This is a genomic window from Mesorhizobium sp. M0601, from assembly GCF_040320845.1.
In the GTDB taxonomy this organism is placed as follows: Bacteria; Pseudomonadota; Alphaproteobacteria; order Rhizobiales; family Rhizobiaceae; genus Mesorhizobium.
In genome coordinates this window covers 375,389-389,433 of record NZ_JAMYQK010000001.1, presented here as the reverse complement: position 1 = coordinate 389,433, position 14,045 = coordinate 375,389, and the positions used below count along the sequence as shown (strand labels likewise).

The 14,045-nt window shown below is 64.8% G+C and carries 16 protein-coding genes; 11 read left to right on the top strand and 5 right to left on the bottom strand.

The window, feature by feature from the left end:
* Positions 1 to 98: 98 nt before the first annotated feature.
* Both NKI41_RS01950 and NKI41_RS01945 read left to right on the top strand, forming a co-directional pair.
* Positions 99 to 1,448 (top strand): YadA-like family protein, encoded by a 1,350-nt coding sequence (locus NKI41_RS01950; protein ID WP_352681127.1) that lies wholly within the window; start codon positions 99 to 101, stop codon positions 1,446 to 1,448.
* Between the two features lie 10 nt (positions 1,449 to 1,458).
* Positions 1,459 to 2,091, top strand: coding sequence for a hypothetical protein (locus NKI41_RS01945; RefSeq protein ID WP_352681126.1), 633 nt, complete (start codon positions 1,459 to 1,461; stop codon positions 2,089 to 2,091).
* Between the two features lie 18 nt (positions 2,092 to 2,109).
* Here the strand turns inward: NKI41_RS01945 and NKI41_RS01940 are convergent, their stop codons facing one another.
* Positions 2,110 to 2,715 carry a TetR/AcrR family transcriptional regulator gene (locus NKI41_RS01940; RefSeq protein ID WP_352681124.1) on the bottom strand — a complete coding sequence of 202 codons (606 nt, stop codon included), beginning with the start codon at positions 2,713 to 2,715 and terminating at the stop codon, positions 2,110 to 2,112.
* 104 nt (positions 2,716 to 2,819) lie between these two features.
* On the opposite strand from NKI41_RS01940, the gene NKI41_RS01935 reads away from it, so the two are divergent.
* The gene (locus tag NKI41_RS01935; protein ID WP_352681122.1) at positions 2,820 to 4,253 is read left to right on the top strand and encodes an MFS transporter; all 1,434 of its coding nucleotides are present in this window, start codon (positions 2,820 to 2,822) and stop codon (positions 4,251 to 4,253) included.
* Between the two features lie 37 nt (positions 4,254 to 4,290).
* Here NKI41_RS01935 and NKI41_RS01930 read toward each other — a convergent pair whose 3' ends face one another.
* Positions 4,291 to 5,307: a polyprenyl synthetase family protein gene (locus NKI41_RS01930; protein ID WP_352540118.1), complete on the bottom strand. Its 1,017-nt coding sequence runs from the start codon at positions 5,305 to 5,307 to the stop codon at positions 4,291 to 4,293.
* A gap of 426 nt (positions 5,308 to 5,733) precedes the next feature.
* Here NKI41_RS01930 and NKI41_RS01925 point away from each other — a divergent pair, with 426 nt between their 5' ends.
* The 6 genes from NKI41_RS01925 to moaB all read left to right on the top strand — a co-directional run bounded on the left by NKI41_RS01925 (position 5,734) and on the right by moaB (position 9,428).
* Positions 5,734 to 5,958 (top strand): putative signal transducing protein, encoded by a 225-nt coding sequence (locus tag NKI41_RS01925; protein ID WP_023674082.1) that lies wholly within the window; start codon positions 5,734 to 5,736, stop codon positions 5,956 to 5,958.
* A complete protein-coding gene (locus tag NKI41_RS01920; protein ID WP_352681120.1) occupies positions 5,958 to 6,758 on the top strand; it encodes a tRNA1(Val) (adenine(37)-N6)-methyltransferase in 801 nt (266 codons plus the stop codon). The genes NKI41_RS01925 and NKI41_RS01920 overlap by 1 nt, the downstream gene beginning before the upstream one ends.
* 87 nt (positions 6,759 to 6,845) lie before the next feature.
* The gene (locus NKI41_RS01915) at positions 6,846 to 7,703 is read left to right on the top strand and encodes a S49 family peptidase (protein WP_352501988.1); all 858 of its coding nucleotides are present in this window, start codon (positions 6,846 to 6,848) and stop codon (positions 7,701 to 7,703) included.
* Positions 7,704 to 7,784: 81 nt separating this feature from the next.
* Positions 7,785 to 7,970, top strand: a complete 186-nt coding sequence (locus tag NKI41_RS01910) for a membrane protein (protein ID WP_023674078.1) — start codon at positions 7,785 to 7,787, stop codon at positions 7,968 to 7,970.
* Positions 7,971 to 7,996: 26 nt separating this feature from the next.
* Positions 7,997 to 8,899, top strand: coding sequence for a 4-(cytidine 5'-diphospho)-2-C-methyl-D-erythritol kinase (locus NKI41_RS01905; RefSeq protein WP_352681215.1), 903 nt, complete (start codon positions 7,997 to 7,999; stop codon positions 8,897 to 8,899).
* Positions 8,886 to 9,428, top strand: coding sequence for a molybdenum cofactor biosynthesis protein B (moaB, locus tag NKI41_RS01900; protein WP_352681118.1), 543 nt, complete (start codon positions 8,886 to 8,888; stop codon positions 9,426 to 9,428). The genes NKI41_RS01905 and moaB overlap by 14 nt, the downstream gene beginning before the upstream one ends.
* Before the next feature lie 30 nt (positions 9,429 to 9,458).
* Here moaB and NKI41_RS01895 read toward each other — a convergent pair whose 3' ends face one another.
* Both NKI41_RS01895 and NKI41_RS01890 read right to left on the bottom strand, forming a co-directional pair.
* Complete coding sequence (locus NKI41_RS01895) at positions 9,459 to 10,433, bottom strand: phytanoyl-CoA dioxygenase family protein (RefSeq protein WP_352681116.1); 975 nt, start codon at positions 10,431 to 10,433, stop codon at positions 9,459 to 9,461.
* Positions 10,434 to 10,621: 188 nt separating this feature from the next.
* Positions 10,622 to 11,125, bottom strand: coding sequence for a glycosyltransferase (locus NKI41_RS01890; RefSeq protein ID WP_292664385.1), 504 nt, complete (start codon positions 11,123 to 11,125; stop codon positions 10,622 to 10,624).
* Between the two features lie 151 nt (positions 11,126 to 11,276).
* Here NKI41_RS01890 and NKI41_RS01885 point away from each other — a divergent pair, with 151 nt between their 5' ends.
* Together NKI41_RS01885 and rnhB are read left to right on the top strand one after the other, a co-directional pair.
* Positions 11,277 to 12,431: a PA0069 family radical SAM protein gene (locus tag NKI41_RS01885; protein WP_352540123.1), complete on the top strand. Its 1,155-nt coding sequence runs from the start codon at positions 11,277 to 11,279 to the stop codon at positions 12,429 to 12,431.
* A 167-nt stretch (positions 12,432 to 12,598) separates the two neighbouring features.
* On the top strand, positions 12,599 to 13,294 hold the full coding sequence (rnhB, locus tag NKI41_RS01880; protein WP_352681114.1) for a ribonuclease HII: 696 nt from the start codon (positions 12,599 to 12,601) through the stop codon (positions 13,292 to 13,294).
* Positions 13,295 to 13,550: 256 nt separating this feature from the next.
* On the opposite strand, the gene NKI41_RS01875 is transcribed toward rnhB, so the two are convergent.
* Positions 13,551 to 14,042, bottom strand: a complete 492-nt coding sequence (locus tag NKI41_RS01875) for a F0F1 ATP synthase subunit B (protein ID WP_023674071.1) — start codon at positions 14,040 to 14,042, stop codon at positions 13,551 to 13,553.
* Between the last annotated feature and the right edge of the window lie 3 nt (positions 14,043 to 14,045).

Here is a 14,045-nt window from a genome sequence, read left to right as displayed (position 1 = left end):
TTGCAAGATTGCAACAGCCAGGACTGAAAACGCTGCAAGAACAGGGGGAATGCCGCGAAGTGTAGGCATTTGCCGACTGTCCGGCCGTTGCCGGCTTCATGCATGGTCCATCTCATCGGGGGCTTTGCGATCGGCCGGCGCCGTTCTGGAAAGAAGGGGATAATTCGATGAAGAGCCGTGTTGTAGAAGGCTTTGAGTGGTCGGCTGCATTGGGGGCTGCCGGCATCCTGATGTCGTCCCGCGTGCCGGTTCGCGGGGCCGGAGCTTTGGTGATAGCCGCGGCAGCCGGCCTGGTGGCCCTCGCGCCGACTCCGGCGGCTGCGTTTGTGTGTGAAGATATAAATTATGGCGCAGATGGCGCCGGGGCTTCGCCCACCGGTATGGCATGCGGAACTATCGCCCAAGCTGCGGGCGGATCCTCGACGGCGGTCGGCGGTAGAGCCGTTTCTGATGGAGACCTCAGTACCGCTCTTGGCGATGATGCGTGGGCCGGGGGAATCTCGGGTCCCATCAACCATAACAATGCAAGCACGACGGCTATCGGCGCCCGTGCTCAGGCTGGTGCGGGAGGCCCTAACCAGGCCAACGCTACCGCTCTTGGCGCCTCGGCCAAGGCGAATGCGGTGAATGCCACCGCCCTCGGCACCGGTGCGACGGCCAATTTTGCCGATTCAGTCGCCGTAGGCCAAGGTGTGACCACGACACGCGCCAATCAGGTGGCTATCGGCAACAGCAGCGCCACCTACACTCTGTCGGGCATCAACAGCGCAGCCAGCAGGGAGGCCCAGAGCGGACCGAAATACCTGGTGACGTCCGACGCCGCGGGCAATCTGGCGACCGCTTCCGTGAACATCGACGAACTCGAAGGACTGGCCGACGACGTTGCAGCCCATACCACCCAGATCGCCTCGCTCAACACCACGGTAAGCAGCCACACGATGCAGCTTGCCGATCACGAGACGCGCATTGTCAACAACACCAACCAGATCAACGCGCTCAACACGACGGTCGGCAATCATACGATCCAGCTTGCCGATCACGAGGCGCGTATCACCAACAATACCAACACGCTCAACCTGCACACCGCGCAGATTTTCAGCCTCGACAGTCGCACCACGATCAACGAGGCTAACATCGCCCTGCTCGACGGCCGCGTCAGCGCGCTGGAGGGCGGGTTGCAGAACCTTGGCGAGCAGGTCAGCGAAAACCGCTCGGAAGCCCGCGCCGGAACGGCGCTTGCGCTGGCGACGGCGGGATTGCGTTACGACGACAGGCCCGGCAAATTGTCGCTGGCCGGCGGCTTTGGCCATTTCAAGGGCCAGTCGGGCCTGGCGCTCGGCCTTGGCTATAGCACGAGCCTGGATTTCCGCCTCAACGCCGCCGTGTCGGCCTCCACCAACCGTGGCGATGTCGGCGTCAGCGTCGGCGCATCGTGGACACTCAACTGATGCAGCGGGCATGACCTCAATCTTGCCGGGATCGGTGCGGCCGACGGGCAGAATGTTGCTGGCCGCCTTGGTGCTGACGGCAGCCGTTCCGCAGCTTGTCCAGCCTGCCCTGGCGCAAACGTCGAAAATCCAGAAATCGGCCAAGCCCCAGGCGCCGAAGCCGGCCAATATCGACCGCAACGGCGTGCTGATCCTGGTGCGCGGCTCGCTGCTGGCGCTCGACCATGCCAACAAGACGGGGAATTACACGGTGCTGCGCGATCTCGGCGCGCCGGGCTTCCAGACCAACAATGCGGCCAAGCTTGCCGAGATCTTCGCCAGCCACCGCAATGACGGCTTCGACCTCGGCGGCGTCGCGGTGCTGGAGCCGCAATTGACGCTGCTGCCGCAGATCGAGTCCAACGGCATGTTGCATATGGCCGGTTTCTTTCCCTCGGTGCCGATGCAGGTCAATTTCGAGCTGTTGTTTGCGCCGGTCGAACGGCAATGGAAGGTGTTCGGCATCTCGGTCGCGCTCAGCAAGGCCGGCCCCGAAGCGCCGGCGACGGAGCCGCAACCGCCAAAGCCTGTCGCCACCGAAATACCCGACCCGCCGACGCCGGCGGTCAATCCCAGAAGGGCCGCCGAACAAGCCGGCAAGTGAGCATCACGGCCCTGAAACTCAGGACGTTTGCGAAAGGCTTGCGTCAAGCGCCTGCATGGCGACGGTGACAAGATCGTGCAGCCGCTTTTTCGGCACGCCGTCGCGTGCCTGCACCGAAAGGCCGTGCAGCAGCGTGGCGTAATAATCCCCCAACGTCTCGGCGTCGGTGTCCGGCTTCAATTCGCCATCGCGCACCGCCTGCTTCAACCGCTCGATGATCGATGCGGTACGCGCCAGCCGATGCTCCACCAGCCATTGCAGCACGGCGTCATTTTCGACGGCGCAATTGGTCGCGGCCGTCACCACCATGCAGCCCTGCGGCCGCCCGGGCCGCGTATAGATTTCGACGGCGTCGCGAAGCATGCGCTCGATGACGCGCCGGACATTTGGTTCTTCCTGCAGTGCGCGTGTGGCGAAGCCGCCCTCATTGGCCTCGTAAAGTGCCACCGCTTCGCGAAACAGATCCTCCTTCGAGCCGAAGGCGGCATAGATGCGCGCCGATGCGAGACCAAGCGCCGATACGAGATCGGCCATCGAGGTGCCCTCGTAGCCGCGTCTCCAGAAAGCGTCGCGGGCTTTCTCCAGCGCCTGGTCGCGGTCGAACTCCCTTGGCCTTCCCGCCATGGCGGTCTCCAATTTTTGTCGATCAACAAATAATCCGCTTGACTTCGGATTGCAAATCTCAATTCTTTGTCGATCATTAAATAATTGTCGACAAGGAGACCGGCATGAGTTCACTGGATCAAGGCGCGCCGCTCGGGGCGATAACGCAGGGAGCAAGCAGGGCGAAACATGGCGCAACGCTGGCGCTGCTCGCCTTCGCGCAGCTCATCATCTCGCTCGACCTCAACATAGTCTTCGTGGCGTTGCCGAAGATCGGCACCGGCCTCGGATTTTCAGGCCAGACCCTGCAGTGGGTGGTCAGCGCCTACACCGTCTTCACCGGCGGCTTCCTGCTGTTCGGCGGCCGGGCCGCCGACCTGATCGGCCAGCGCCGCGTCTTCATCTTCGCGCTCTGGCTCTACGCGCTCTCATCTCTGGTCGGCGGCCTCGCCTGGTCGCCGGAAATCATCATCGCGGCCCGCGCCGTACAAGGCATCGGCGCCGCGTTCCTGTTTCCTGCGACGTTGTCGCTGATCAACCGCCTGTTCGCCGAGGGACCGGAACGCAACCGGGCGCTCGCCGTCTGGGGCGGCGCGGGCGCCAGCGGCCTGACGCTCGGTTCGCTTGCCGGCGGGTTTCTGACCAGCGCCTTCGGCTGGCCGTCGGTCTTCTACGTCAACGTGCTGTTGGCCGGGATCGCCATCATCGCGGCTTTCGCCATCATCCCGCGCGATCGCAAGCGGCACGAGCAGCGCAGCTTCGATCTGCCGGGCGCGCTGACCGTCACCGCCGGCGCGACGCTGCTTGTCTTCACCCTGGTTCAGGGGCCCGAATATGGCTGGGGCTCTGGCGCAATCATCGCCAGCGCAGCACTGGCGGCATTCTTCCTGATCGCCTTCACCGTGATCGAGGCCAACAGCGCCGACCCGCTGATGCCGCCGCGCCTGTTCCACAACCGCAGCCTCGTCGCCGGCATGACGATAACCTTCCTCTACATGGGCACTTTCGGCGCGCTGCCCTACTTCCTCACCGTGCTGCTGCAGAACGTGCACGGCTTCACTGCCTTGCAGACGGGCCTCGCCTTTCTCGTGCCGTCGGTCGCCATCGCCACCGGCACGCAACTCGGCGAGCGTCTGGCAACGCACTTTTCGACGCGCCGAACCCTGGTCGGCGGCATGATCGTCGGCGCGGTCGGCACAGCATTGATGGTATCAGGCGCGACTGCCGACAGCAGCTATCTGCCCCTCGTACCCGGCCTGATCGTCTCCGGCGTCGGACAAGGCATCGTCTGGACCGCAATGTGGATTGCCGCCGGTTCCGGCGTTGCCCATGACCAGCAAGGCGTCGCCTCGGGGATGGCTTCGACGACGCTCAATGTCGGCAACGCCATCGGCATGGCCGTGCTGATTGCGATTGCGAACAGCCAAATCGGCGAATTGTCCGGCGATGCGTTGAAAATTGCCGTCGCCGACGGCATCCAGGTTGCCTTCCGGCTCGCGGCGGCGGGCATCGTCGTCAGTTTGCTGGCAGCAATAGTGCTTCCGGCAAAGGCTCGATGAGAGCAGGCGGCGTCCCGGCCTCGCGCCGCGACGCCTGTCAATTCACCCGGCTGATGCAGAAATCGATGACGTCGATCAGTGCAGACTTCTGCGGCGTCGCCTCGAGCGGCGCCAGCGCGTCGCGGGCTATCTCGCCGAAATGGCGGGCGCGCCCGATGGTGTCGGCAATCGCCCCGTGGCGGAGCATCAGGCCGATGGCCTTTTCCAGCCCGGCATCGTCGGCGGCATTGTCCTCGATGGCGCGTTTCCAGAAGCTGCGCTCGGCCTTGGTGCCGCGCCGATAGGCGAGGATCACCGGCAGCGTCACCTTGCCCTCGCGGAAATCGTCGCCGACATTCTTGCCGAGATCCTTGCTGGTGCCGCCGTAATCCAGCGCGTCATCGATCAGCTGGAAGGCAAGGCCGAGATTCATGCCGTAGGAGCGAAGTGCCGCGCGATCATTGCGCGTCGCCTGGGCGATGACCGGGCCGACCTCGGCGGCAGCCGAGAACAGCGCCGCGGTCTTGGCCTTGATCACCGCGAAATGTTCGTCCTCGGTGGTCTCGAGGTTTTTGGCGGCGGCAAGCTGCATCACCTCGCCTTCGGCGATGATCGAAGCAGCGCTCGACAGGATATCGAGCGCTTCCAGCGAGCCGACATCGACCATCATCCGGAACGCCTGGCCGAGCAGGAAATCGCCGACCAGAACACTGGCCTGGTTGCCCCAGATCATACGCGCCGTCTTCTTGCCGCGCCGCATGCCGCTTTCGTCGACGACGTCGTCGTGGAGAAGTGTCGCGGTATGCATGAATTCGACCGATGTGGCGAGCTTGACATGGCCGTCGCCGGAATAGCCGAACATCTGGGCGGCGGCGAGCGTCAGCATCGGCCGCAGCCGTTTGCCGCCGGACGAGATCAGATGGTTGGCAATCTCCGGGATCATCTCGACATCGGAGCCGGCCTTCGACAGGATCAATTTGTTGACGCGCCCCATGTCGGCCGCGGTCAGGTCGATGAGGTCCTTTATCGAGGCGGCTTCGCGCTTCCCGTTTTCAATGTTGAGAACGACACCCACGGCAAAACTCCCAACCTCGATATGCACGACGGCAACATGGTCCCTGGACAGACTCTAGGGTGTCACCCACTGCTGCGGCAAGAGGCGAATTGGCGCGCCGGCTCTGGTACATGATCACGCCTACGTTTACATCAACGCCGCAAACTGCGAGTTTAGGGCCATGATCTATCGATATGATCGAAATGGTGTGAGGCCATCTGTCCGGATACGCGGAGCGAAGGCGCAGGAAGCCATTCGGCTTTCAAGTCCTTCGCGACAAAGTAGCCGGGCAGATGGACCACATCCTCCGGACGCCGAAACGGCTGCAAGCTGCGTCGTCGAACCGCTCGGCCGGGGGAAAGACCCCGACCTTCACGCTTCTCCTCGCATCTTCTTGCCGTTTCAGGCGCCATTTCGACCATATCGATAGATCATGGCCCTAATCCGATGATAGAGCTCATCCGCACCAACGACGCCGTCATCATTTCGTTTGTCGAATCGCTCATGCGCGATGCCGGCATCGGCTGTTTCGTCGCCGACCAGAACATGAGCGTCCTCGACGGCTCGATCGGCATCCTGCCCCGCCGTGTCATGGTGGACGCCGACAAGGCCGATGCGGCGCGGCGCATCCTGACGGATGCCGGCATCGCTAACGAGATCCGCCAAAAATAATGTCCGCGTCGCCCGCTGCCCTTGTCCCGGACATGCCGGCTCATACGGTCGATGCCTTTCATCGCGGTCGCTTCTGGCTGGTGCAGCCGAGAAAGGCGGGCCACCGCGCCGGCATGGATGCGATGATGCTGGCGGCTGCCGTGCCGTCCTCCTTCGCCGGGCGGCTTGCCGATTTTGGCGCGGGCGCTGGTGCGGCCGGCCTGGCGGTCCTGTCGCGCTGCCCCGGGGCCGCGGCCGTGCTCGTCGAGCGTTCCCCGGAAATGGCGGCCTTCGCCACCACCACGCTTGCCCACCCCGGCAATGCGCATCTCAGCGACCGCGCCTCGGTGCTCGTCGCCGATGTCGCGCTGTCGGGCCGGGCGCGAACGGCCGCCGGACTTGAGGACAACAGCTTCGATTTCGTCATCATGAACCCGCCGTTCAATGCCGCCGAGGATCGCGCGACGCCCGATCCGCTGAGAAAGGCCGCGCATGTCTCGGAGGACGGGCTGTTCGACAGCTGGATCCGCAGCGCGGCCGCGGTGGTCAGGCCGGGCGGCGGGCTGGCCGTCATCGCCCGGCCGGAACAGCTCGGCGCCATCCTCGATGCCATCGCCGGCCGCTTCGGCGATGCCGAGATGCTGGCCGTCCATCCTCGCCCCGAAGCGGCGGCGATCCGCATCGTCGTCCGGGCAGCACTCGGCGCACGCGGCAAACTGTCGATCCAACCACCGCTGATGCTGCATGCCTATTCAGGCAATGGCCCTTCGGAGCGGGCAGAGCTGATCAATAACGGGCTGGCGTCGCTTTTCGGAGACTGATCCATTCTGATTGCCGGGGTGACGGCATTGCCGTTGGCCGGCGAATTCCTACATGCGTCAAGCAAATCGACCGGAGACCGCCCCCTCGTGAAACGCCTTTTCAACCGCCTGCTGCCGAAATCCTGGCGCTCCGCCGTCGTCACCATTCCGGTCATCCGGCTGCACGGCACGATCATGCCCGGCGGCGGCCAGTTCCGGCCGAGCCTGTCGCTCGCTTCCACCGCCGGCCTTCTCGAAAAGCTGTTTTCCTTCGACGCGCCGGCGGTCGCCATCTCGATCAATTCGCCAGGCGGCTCGCCGGTGCAGTCGCGGCTGATCTTCAGGCGCATCCGCGACCTGGCGAGCGAGAAGAACAAGAAGGTCCTGGTTTTCGTCGAGGACGTGGCGGCATCGGGCGGCTACATGATCGCGGTCGCCGGCGACGAGATCTTTGCCGACCCGTCCTCCATCGTCGGCTCGATCGGCGTGGTGTCTGCCTCGTTCGGCTTTCCGGAGCTGTTGAAGAAGATCGGCATCGAGCGCCGCGTCCACACCGCCGGCCAGAACAAGGCGGTGCTCGACCCGTTCAAACCGGAAAAGAAGGAGGACGTCGAGCGCCTGAAGGCGCTGCAGCTGGAGGTCCACGAGACCTTCATCGACCTCGTCAAGGACAGGCGCGGCAGCAAGCTCAAGGACGATCCCGACCTGTTCACCGGCCTGTTCTGGACGGCCAAGAAGGGGCTTGAACTCGGGCTGGTCGATGCGCTCGGCGACATGCGCAGCGTGCTGAAGAGCCGTTTCGGGCCAAAAACCCAGCTCAAGCTGATCACCGCGCCGCGCGGCCTGTTCGGCCGCTTCGGCCTGTTCGGCTCGAGCTTTTCGGCGCCCGATATCGCCGCCGCCGCGGCAAGCGGCGTCATCGATGCGGCGGAAGAGCGCGCGCTGTGGGCGCGCTTCGGGCTTTGAAAAGCCGGTGAAAGCGTCTAGCATAAATCATCAACCGACCCGACCGGCGGCCTTGCCGGCCTTGCGAGGGAGGAGTTTGACATGCCGCAGATCATTTTCTTCGCCGTCGTCGGCATTGCCGCCTATTTCGGCTACCGCTCCTTCGTCAGGGAAGCCGAGCGTGTGACCGCCAAGGTGCGGCGTACCGAAAAGCAGGCCGCCAACGGTACAATGGGAACATTGGTCAAGGACCCGAAGACCGGCGAATACCGTCTGGCCAAGGATTGACCGTCGTCCCCCTCGCGGCCGAGCCAGTGAACGCCGAGGCCAGCATCCGCGCGTCGCATGCGCACGCCAAGATAAATCTCGCGCTGCACGTCACCGGCCAGCGCGCCGACGGCTATCACACGATCGAAAGCCTGGCTGTGTTCACGCGCTTCGGCGACCGCATCGAAACGGAGCTTGCCGACAGCGATGGGTTTTCCGTGTCCGGCAAATACGCCTCCGCGGTGCCGGTCGACGACAATAATCTGGTGGTGAGAGCGCGCGACGCACTGCGGCGCGAGGCCGGTCCCCAGCACGCACCGGCTGTCGCCATCAGGCTCGAAAAGAACCTGCCGGTCGCGTCCGGTGTCGGCGGCGGGTCGAGCGATGCGGCGGCTGTGCTGCGCGCCTTGGTCCAGACCTGGAGCCTCGACATCGGCGATGCCGAACTGGCGCGGATCGGCCTGTCGCTCGGCGCCGACGTGCCGATGTGCCTCGCAGCCAGACCGCTGATAGCCCGCGGCATCGGCGACGAGCTGACGCTCGTGCCGGGTTTCCCGGCGCTGGGTCTGGTGCTCGTCAATCCCGGCACTGCCGTCTCGACGGCCGACGTGTTCGAGGCGCTTGGCCGCCGCGACAATGCGGGGCTGCCGCCGCTGCCGCGCAGCCTCGACTTCCACAGCATCCGCAACTGGCTGGAGATCACCCGCAACGACCTCGAGCCTGCGGCGCGCGCAATCCAGCCCGCCATCGGCAAGGCGCTTTCCGTGCTCAACAAGGCCGGAGCCGGTTTTGCCAGGATGTCCGGTTCAGGCGCCACCTGCTTCGGGCTGTTCGAGACCGGCAATGTGGCCAAGCGCGCGGCCATCGATATCCGCGGCCGCCATCCCGACTGGTTTGTCGCGGCGACGCGAAGCGTGACATCGGAGGCTGACGCCCATGGCCAGGATTGACGAGAGCCGCCCCTTCGTTCCCGTGCGCATCGCGGTACTGACCGTTTCCGATACGCGCAGCCTCGCCGACGACAAATCCGGGCAGACGCTGGCCGACCGCATTGCCGAGGCCGGCCATGTCCTGGCCGCCCGCGACATCGTTACCGACGACCGCGACAAGATCCGCGACAGGGTCCTGGGCTGGTCGAAGGACGATGCGATCGATGTCGTCATCACCACCGGCGGCACCGGCTTCACCGGCCGCGACGTGACGCCGGAAGCGCTGGAGCCGATCTTCGAAAAGCGCATGGACGGCTTTTCCGAAGTGTTCCACCGCATCTCCTACGACAAGATCGGCACTTCGACGATCCAGAGCCGGGCAACCGGCGGCGTCGTCAATGCCACCTTCGTCTTCGTGCTGCCGGGCTCGCCCGGCGCCTGCAAGGACGCCTGGGACGGCATCTTGAAGCCGCAGCTCGACTATCGGCACATGCCCTGCAACTTCGTCGAGATCATGCCGCGGCTGGACGAGCATTTGCGGCGCGGCTGAGAACCGAGGTATCAGCCAAGCGACGTCGGTTTAGCGAATGACCGGCTCGCCGTGAAAACGCCGGCGCGACGGCGGCGAGACGCCAAAGCCGACTTCCATCATCAGTCGTGGCGTGCGCGTCGGCACGGTGCCCATATGGAAGCCGAACGGATCCTCGACAAAGCCGAGGCCGGCCGGCCCAGTCAGCGTGACCGGGCTCTGCTCGCCGTAGACGCCCAGCACCTCTTCCGCCGAATGGCCGACCAGCAGCGTCAGCTGATGCTTCAGGATGCGGCGGTTGTGGGAGCCGCGGACATAGACATGCGGCCCAGTGTCGGCGTCGACCGGCACCAGGTAGAAAAAGAACTTCAGCATGCGCCAGTCGTCGAGGTCGAAATGGTATTTGCCGAGCGAGGCCATGTTCTTGTCGGCGTCCGAGACGCCACCGGTCGGAAAGCTCCACCAGACGCGGGTCGTGATCAGCTTGGCCTGGCTGCCGAGATAGTGCGCTGCGATATCGAGAAGCAGCGGATCGCGCTGCACGGCGACCGCAGCGTTGCAGTCGAGGACCCGTTCGAAATAGTGACCGCTGAGCAGCGGGCGGCCGAAATGCTTTTCGGCATCGGCGTGTTTTTCGGGCAGGAATTCCAGCCGGCGGTCGAAATTGCCGAAGCATGGCGTGAGCTCGGCGAAGCGGGCGATCTCGTCATGGATGGCGACCGGCAGCATCAGGCCCGAACAGAGCCCCTCGGTGCGCAGCGCGCCGACGACGGCATCGCGGTCAACGCCGGCGAACATCGTTTCACCGACATTGCGCGCCGGCGGAACGGGCTTTGCACCGCGCCAGTGCAGGCGCCGCGCCGGCATGGTGCGGGCCAGCATGAACATCGGCAGCCATGCCGGATTCTCGCGAAGGTCGGAAAGATAGGTCGGGATGCGGGCGGCGATGCGGCGCAGCGTGCCGCCGTTTCGTGCGATCGCCTCGAGGCTTGCAGCGCCGGACTTGTCAGGGCTTGAAAGGGTCATCGGGGTCCTCAAAATGTCGATGGAACAGCATCGACGTTAGTCGTCGCCGCTCCGGCACACCCCAAACCCTATTCGCCCATATCGCCGGGAATGGTAACCCCCGGCCAGATTTTGTGCAACGCACAATAAACGACGACCCGCCAGAAAATGTGCTTGGGCGGAGTTCCCATAACCGGGACGGTAAGCCGTCACTTGCGCGGCGCGACCCAGATCTCGGCGTGGAGCCTCCTGGTCGCCAGGCCGCGGGCGATCGCTTCGGCGCTGCGGGCGTTCTTCGACAGCGCCGCGGCCTGACGCTTGCTGATCACCAAGCCTTCGGCGAGAGCGCGATTTCCGGCAAAGACGCGCGACAGGAACGGCGCGCGGCTGCCGCGTGCCCGCGAGAACCGCGCCGCCATGGTTTGCCTGGCGGTATGGGCGACGACCTCGTCGATCCAGCCCTCTCCCAGCCGCGCGCCCGGTTCCAGCAAGAGCAGCCAGTCGCCCTTGGCCTGCCTGATGCCGGCGGCGATGCCGCCGCTGACATAGTGGCAGCCGGCATGTTCGGCGACGCGGTGCGTCTGATCGGTCGAGCCGGTGTCGCAGACGAGAACGTCGCGCACCACGCCTTCGACCGCGCCGCCGATCAGCGAGGCGAGCGTGCGGGCAAGGCCCTCCTCGTCATTCAGGGTTTCGATCAGGACGCTGAGCATGTTTAGCCGAATAGCGGAAAGCGGTGGGCAGCGCCAGTTTTTGCGGCGCGCCGCGAGAAAGTTCTTGCTTTGTTCTCATCAATGCGATAGGAATACATTCATGAGCAGAGCGATTCGACAGCGGGCGGACAGTCCCTGGGAAAGGGCCAAAATGGAACAGATCGTGCGTGCCGATATTGCAGCCTTCGGCGCTGGCAGGGCCGAGATGGCGAATGCGATGATCGAGCAGAGCGGCATGCGCGTTCGTCCCGACCGCAATCGCGGCAGGTCGGCGGGCATCAATCCGTCCGGCCGTTTCGAGCCGGTCAGCCGACACGTGTTTGACGATGGCTGGAATTCGCTGGAGGAGCTGCCGCCGTTCAGGACCGAGGTACAGGTCGAGAAGCCGCGCACCATCATCACGCGCAACGAATCGCCCGACATCTCCTTCGACCGCTCGATCAATCCCTATCGCGGCTGCGAACATGGCTGCGTCTATTGTTTCGCGCGGCCGACGCACAGCTTCATGGGCCTGTCGCCGGGGCTGGATTTCGAATCGAAGCTGTTTGCCAAGCCGGATGCGGCGCGGCTGCTCGACAAGGAATTGTCCAGGGATAATTACCAGCCGCGCACCATTGCCATCGGCACCAATACCGATCCTTATCAGCCGATCGAGAAGCAATACCGGATCATGCGCGAGATCCTCGAAGTGCTGGAGGCGCGCGGGCATCCGGTCGGCATCGTCACCAAATCGGCGCTGGTGACCCGCGATATCGACATTCTGTCACGCATGGCCGAACGCGGGCTGGCCAAGGTGGCATTGTCGGTGACGACATTGGACAGGATGCTGGCCAGAACGATGGAGCCGCGAGCGTCGACGCCGACCAAGCGGCTGGAGGCGATCAGGCAGCTTTCGGATGCCGGCATTCCGGCCTCGGTGATGGTCGCGCCGATCATCCCCGGACTGACCGACCCGGAGATGGAGCGCATCCTCGATTCGGCGCAGGCAGCGGGCGCGCGCGAGGCCGGCTATGTGCTGCTGCGCCTGCCGCTGGAGGTCGCGCCGATCTTCAAGGACTGGCTGCTGCGCCACTATCCCGACCGCTATCGCCACGTCATGTCGCTGATCCGTTCGATGCGCGACGGCAAGGACTACGATTCGGAATGGGGCAAGCGCATGAAAGGCTCCGGTCCCTATGCCTGGCAGATCGGCCGGCGTTTCGAGATAGCTGCCAAACGGCTCGGCCTCAACGCCGAGCGGCGCTCGCTCAGGACCGACCAGTTCGTCCCCGCCGCCAAGGCTACCGAGCAGCTGATGCTGCTGTGACAAAGCGTCTCGCGCCAGCCGCTTGAAGCGGCCGCAGCAGGCGAAAAATCCCGTCCGGCCTGTCCTGTCCCCGGGCTTGCAGACGGTAGCCCCCTCCTGGTCCGGTGCCCCGCCCGACCCGGAGGGGACTTGCGGAGAATCGGAGCCGATGCGAACCTCGCCGCACCATGGCTCGCCCGCGTTCCGATTCTCCGCTTCTCTTCGAAATCGTCGAGAAACCCGACTTCTCGTTCGAGACGAGGGCGATGGCCGAAGGCCTTTGGCCGGTGGCGGGGATGGACGAGGCCGGCCGCGGCCCGCTCGCCGGGCCGGTGGTGGCGGCAGCGGTGGTGCTCGATCCCGCCAACATCCCCGACGGCCTCGACGATTCCAAGCGGCTGACGCATTTGCAGCGTGAGGCGCTGTTCCTGAAAATCCTCGGCTCCGCGCTCGCCGTATCGATGGCCTCGGTCAGCGCCGAAGGCATCGATGCCTCCAACATCCTCAAGGCCAGCCTGGAGGCGATGCGCCGTGCCGTGGCCGCCCTGTCAATCCGGCCGAAGCTGGCACTGGCCGACGGCCGCGACGTGCCGCCCGGGCTGCCCTGCGAGGGCAAAGCACTGATCAAGGGCGACCAGCGCTCGCAGTCGATCGCCGCAGCCTCGATCGTCGCCAAGGTGATGCGCGACCGCATGATGTGCGGCTGCGGCAGCCATCATGCGCGTTACGGCTTCGAACTGCATATGGGCTACGCCACTGTGCGCCATCGCACGGCGATCGATCTGCACGGGCCAGTGGCACGGCTGCACCGCGCCTCCTTCGCGCCGTTCCGGTTCGGCGGCACCGAGGTGCTGGAGGAAGAGGGTTTTTCGGATTTGGATTGACATTGCGAAGGCGGCTAGGCGCGGATCTCCTCCCTCGAGGGGAGATGGCCGGCAGGCCAGAGGGGGTCGCCTCGCGTGAAGCGCCAACGTTCTCTTTCGTTCCATAGGGCGTCGCGCCAGGACGTGCCGACCCCCTCTGTCGCCTTTGGCGACATCTCCCCCTCGAGGGGGGAGATTACGCGCTCAGTCGCTTTCGCCAACAAAAAAGCCGCCAGGTTTCCCGGGCGACTTTCGATGAATTTCTCGTCGAAGTCGCTTAATTCAGCTTCGACTTCAAATCCTGCAGCGAGGCGTTGAACAGGTCGGCGCCGGCCTTGGCGTCGATCTTGCCGGCCAGCAGCGCCCGCGCGGCTTCGACCGCGATGTCGACAGCGCTGGCACGCACTTCGCCGATCGCTTCGCGTTCGGCCTGGCCGATCTTCTGCTCGGCCAAGGCGGTGCGCCGGGCGACATAGTCCTCGGTCTTCTTGTGCGCCTCGGCGGCAAGCATGTCGGCTTCACGCTTGGCGGCGGCGACGATGGCCGCCGCCTCCTGCTCGGCTTCCTTGCGCTTGCGCTGGTATTGGCCAAGCAGCTGCTGGGCTTCTTCGCGCAACCGGCGCGCTTCCTCGAGCTCGGAGCTGATCTTGTCGGCACGCGCATCAAGCGCCTTGGCGATCATGCCCGGCACCTTGATGTAGATGGCGATGCCGAGGAAGATTACGAGGGCAACAGTTGCCCAAAGCGTCGCGAGAGATGTGGCGTCCATGAT

Coding starts and splice junctions, on each gene's coding strand:
- NKI41_RS01950 (WP_352681127.1), top strand. CDS start 99: ATGCATGGTCCATCTCATCGGGGGCTTTGCGATCGGCCGGCGCCGTTC.
- NKI41_RS01945 (WP_352681126.1), top strand. CDS start 1,459: ATGACCTCAATCTTGCCGGGATCGGTGCGGCCGACGGGCAGAATGTTG.
- NKI41_RS01940 (WP_352681124.1), bottom strand. CDS start 2,715: ATGGCGGGAAGGCCAAGGGAGTTCGACCGCGACCAGGCGCTGGAGAAA.
- NKI41_RS01935 (WP_352681122.1), top strand. CDS start 2,820: ATGAGTTCACTGGATCAAGGCGCGCCGCTCGGGGCGATAACGCAGGGA.
- NKI41_RS01925 (WP_023674082.1), top strand. CDS start 5,734: ATGATAGAGCTCATCCGCACCAACGACGCCGTCATCATTTCGTTTGTC.
- NKI41_RS01920 (WP_352681120.1), top strand. CDS start 5,958: ATGTCCGCGTCGCCCGCTGCCCTTGTCCCGGACATGCCGGCTCATACG.
- NKI41_RS01910 (WP_023674078.1), top strand. CDS start 7,785: ATGCCGCAGATCATTTTCTTCGCCGTCGTCGGCATTGCCGCCTATTTC.
- moaB (WP_352681118.1), top strand. CDS start 8,886: ATGGCCAGGATTGACGAGAGCCGCCCCTTCGTTCCCGTGCGCATCGCG.
- NKI41_RS01895 (WP_352681116.1), bottom strand. CDS start 10,433: ATGACCCTTTCAAGCCCTGACAAGTCCGGCGCTGCAAGCCTCGAGGCG.
- NKI41_RS01890 (WP_292664385.1), bottom strand. CDS start 11,125: ATGCTCAGCGTCCTGATCGAAACCCTGAATGACGAGGAGGGCCTTGCC.
- NKI41_RS01885 (WP_352540123.1), top strand. CDS start 11,277: ATGGAACAGATCGTGCGTGCCGATATTGCAGCCTTCGGCGCTGGCAGG.
- rnhB (WP_352681114.1), top strand. CDS start 12,599: ATGGCTCGCCCGCGTTCCGATTCTCCGCTTCTCTTCGAAATCGTCGAG.
- NKI41_RS01875 (WP_023674071.1), bottom strand. CDS start 14,042: ATGGACGCCACATCTCTCGCGACGCTTTGGGCAACTGTTGCCCTCGTA.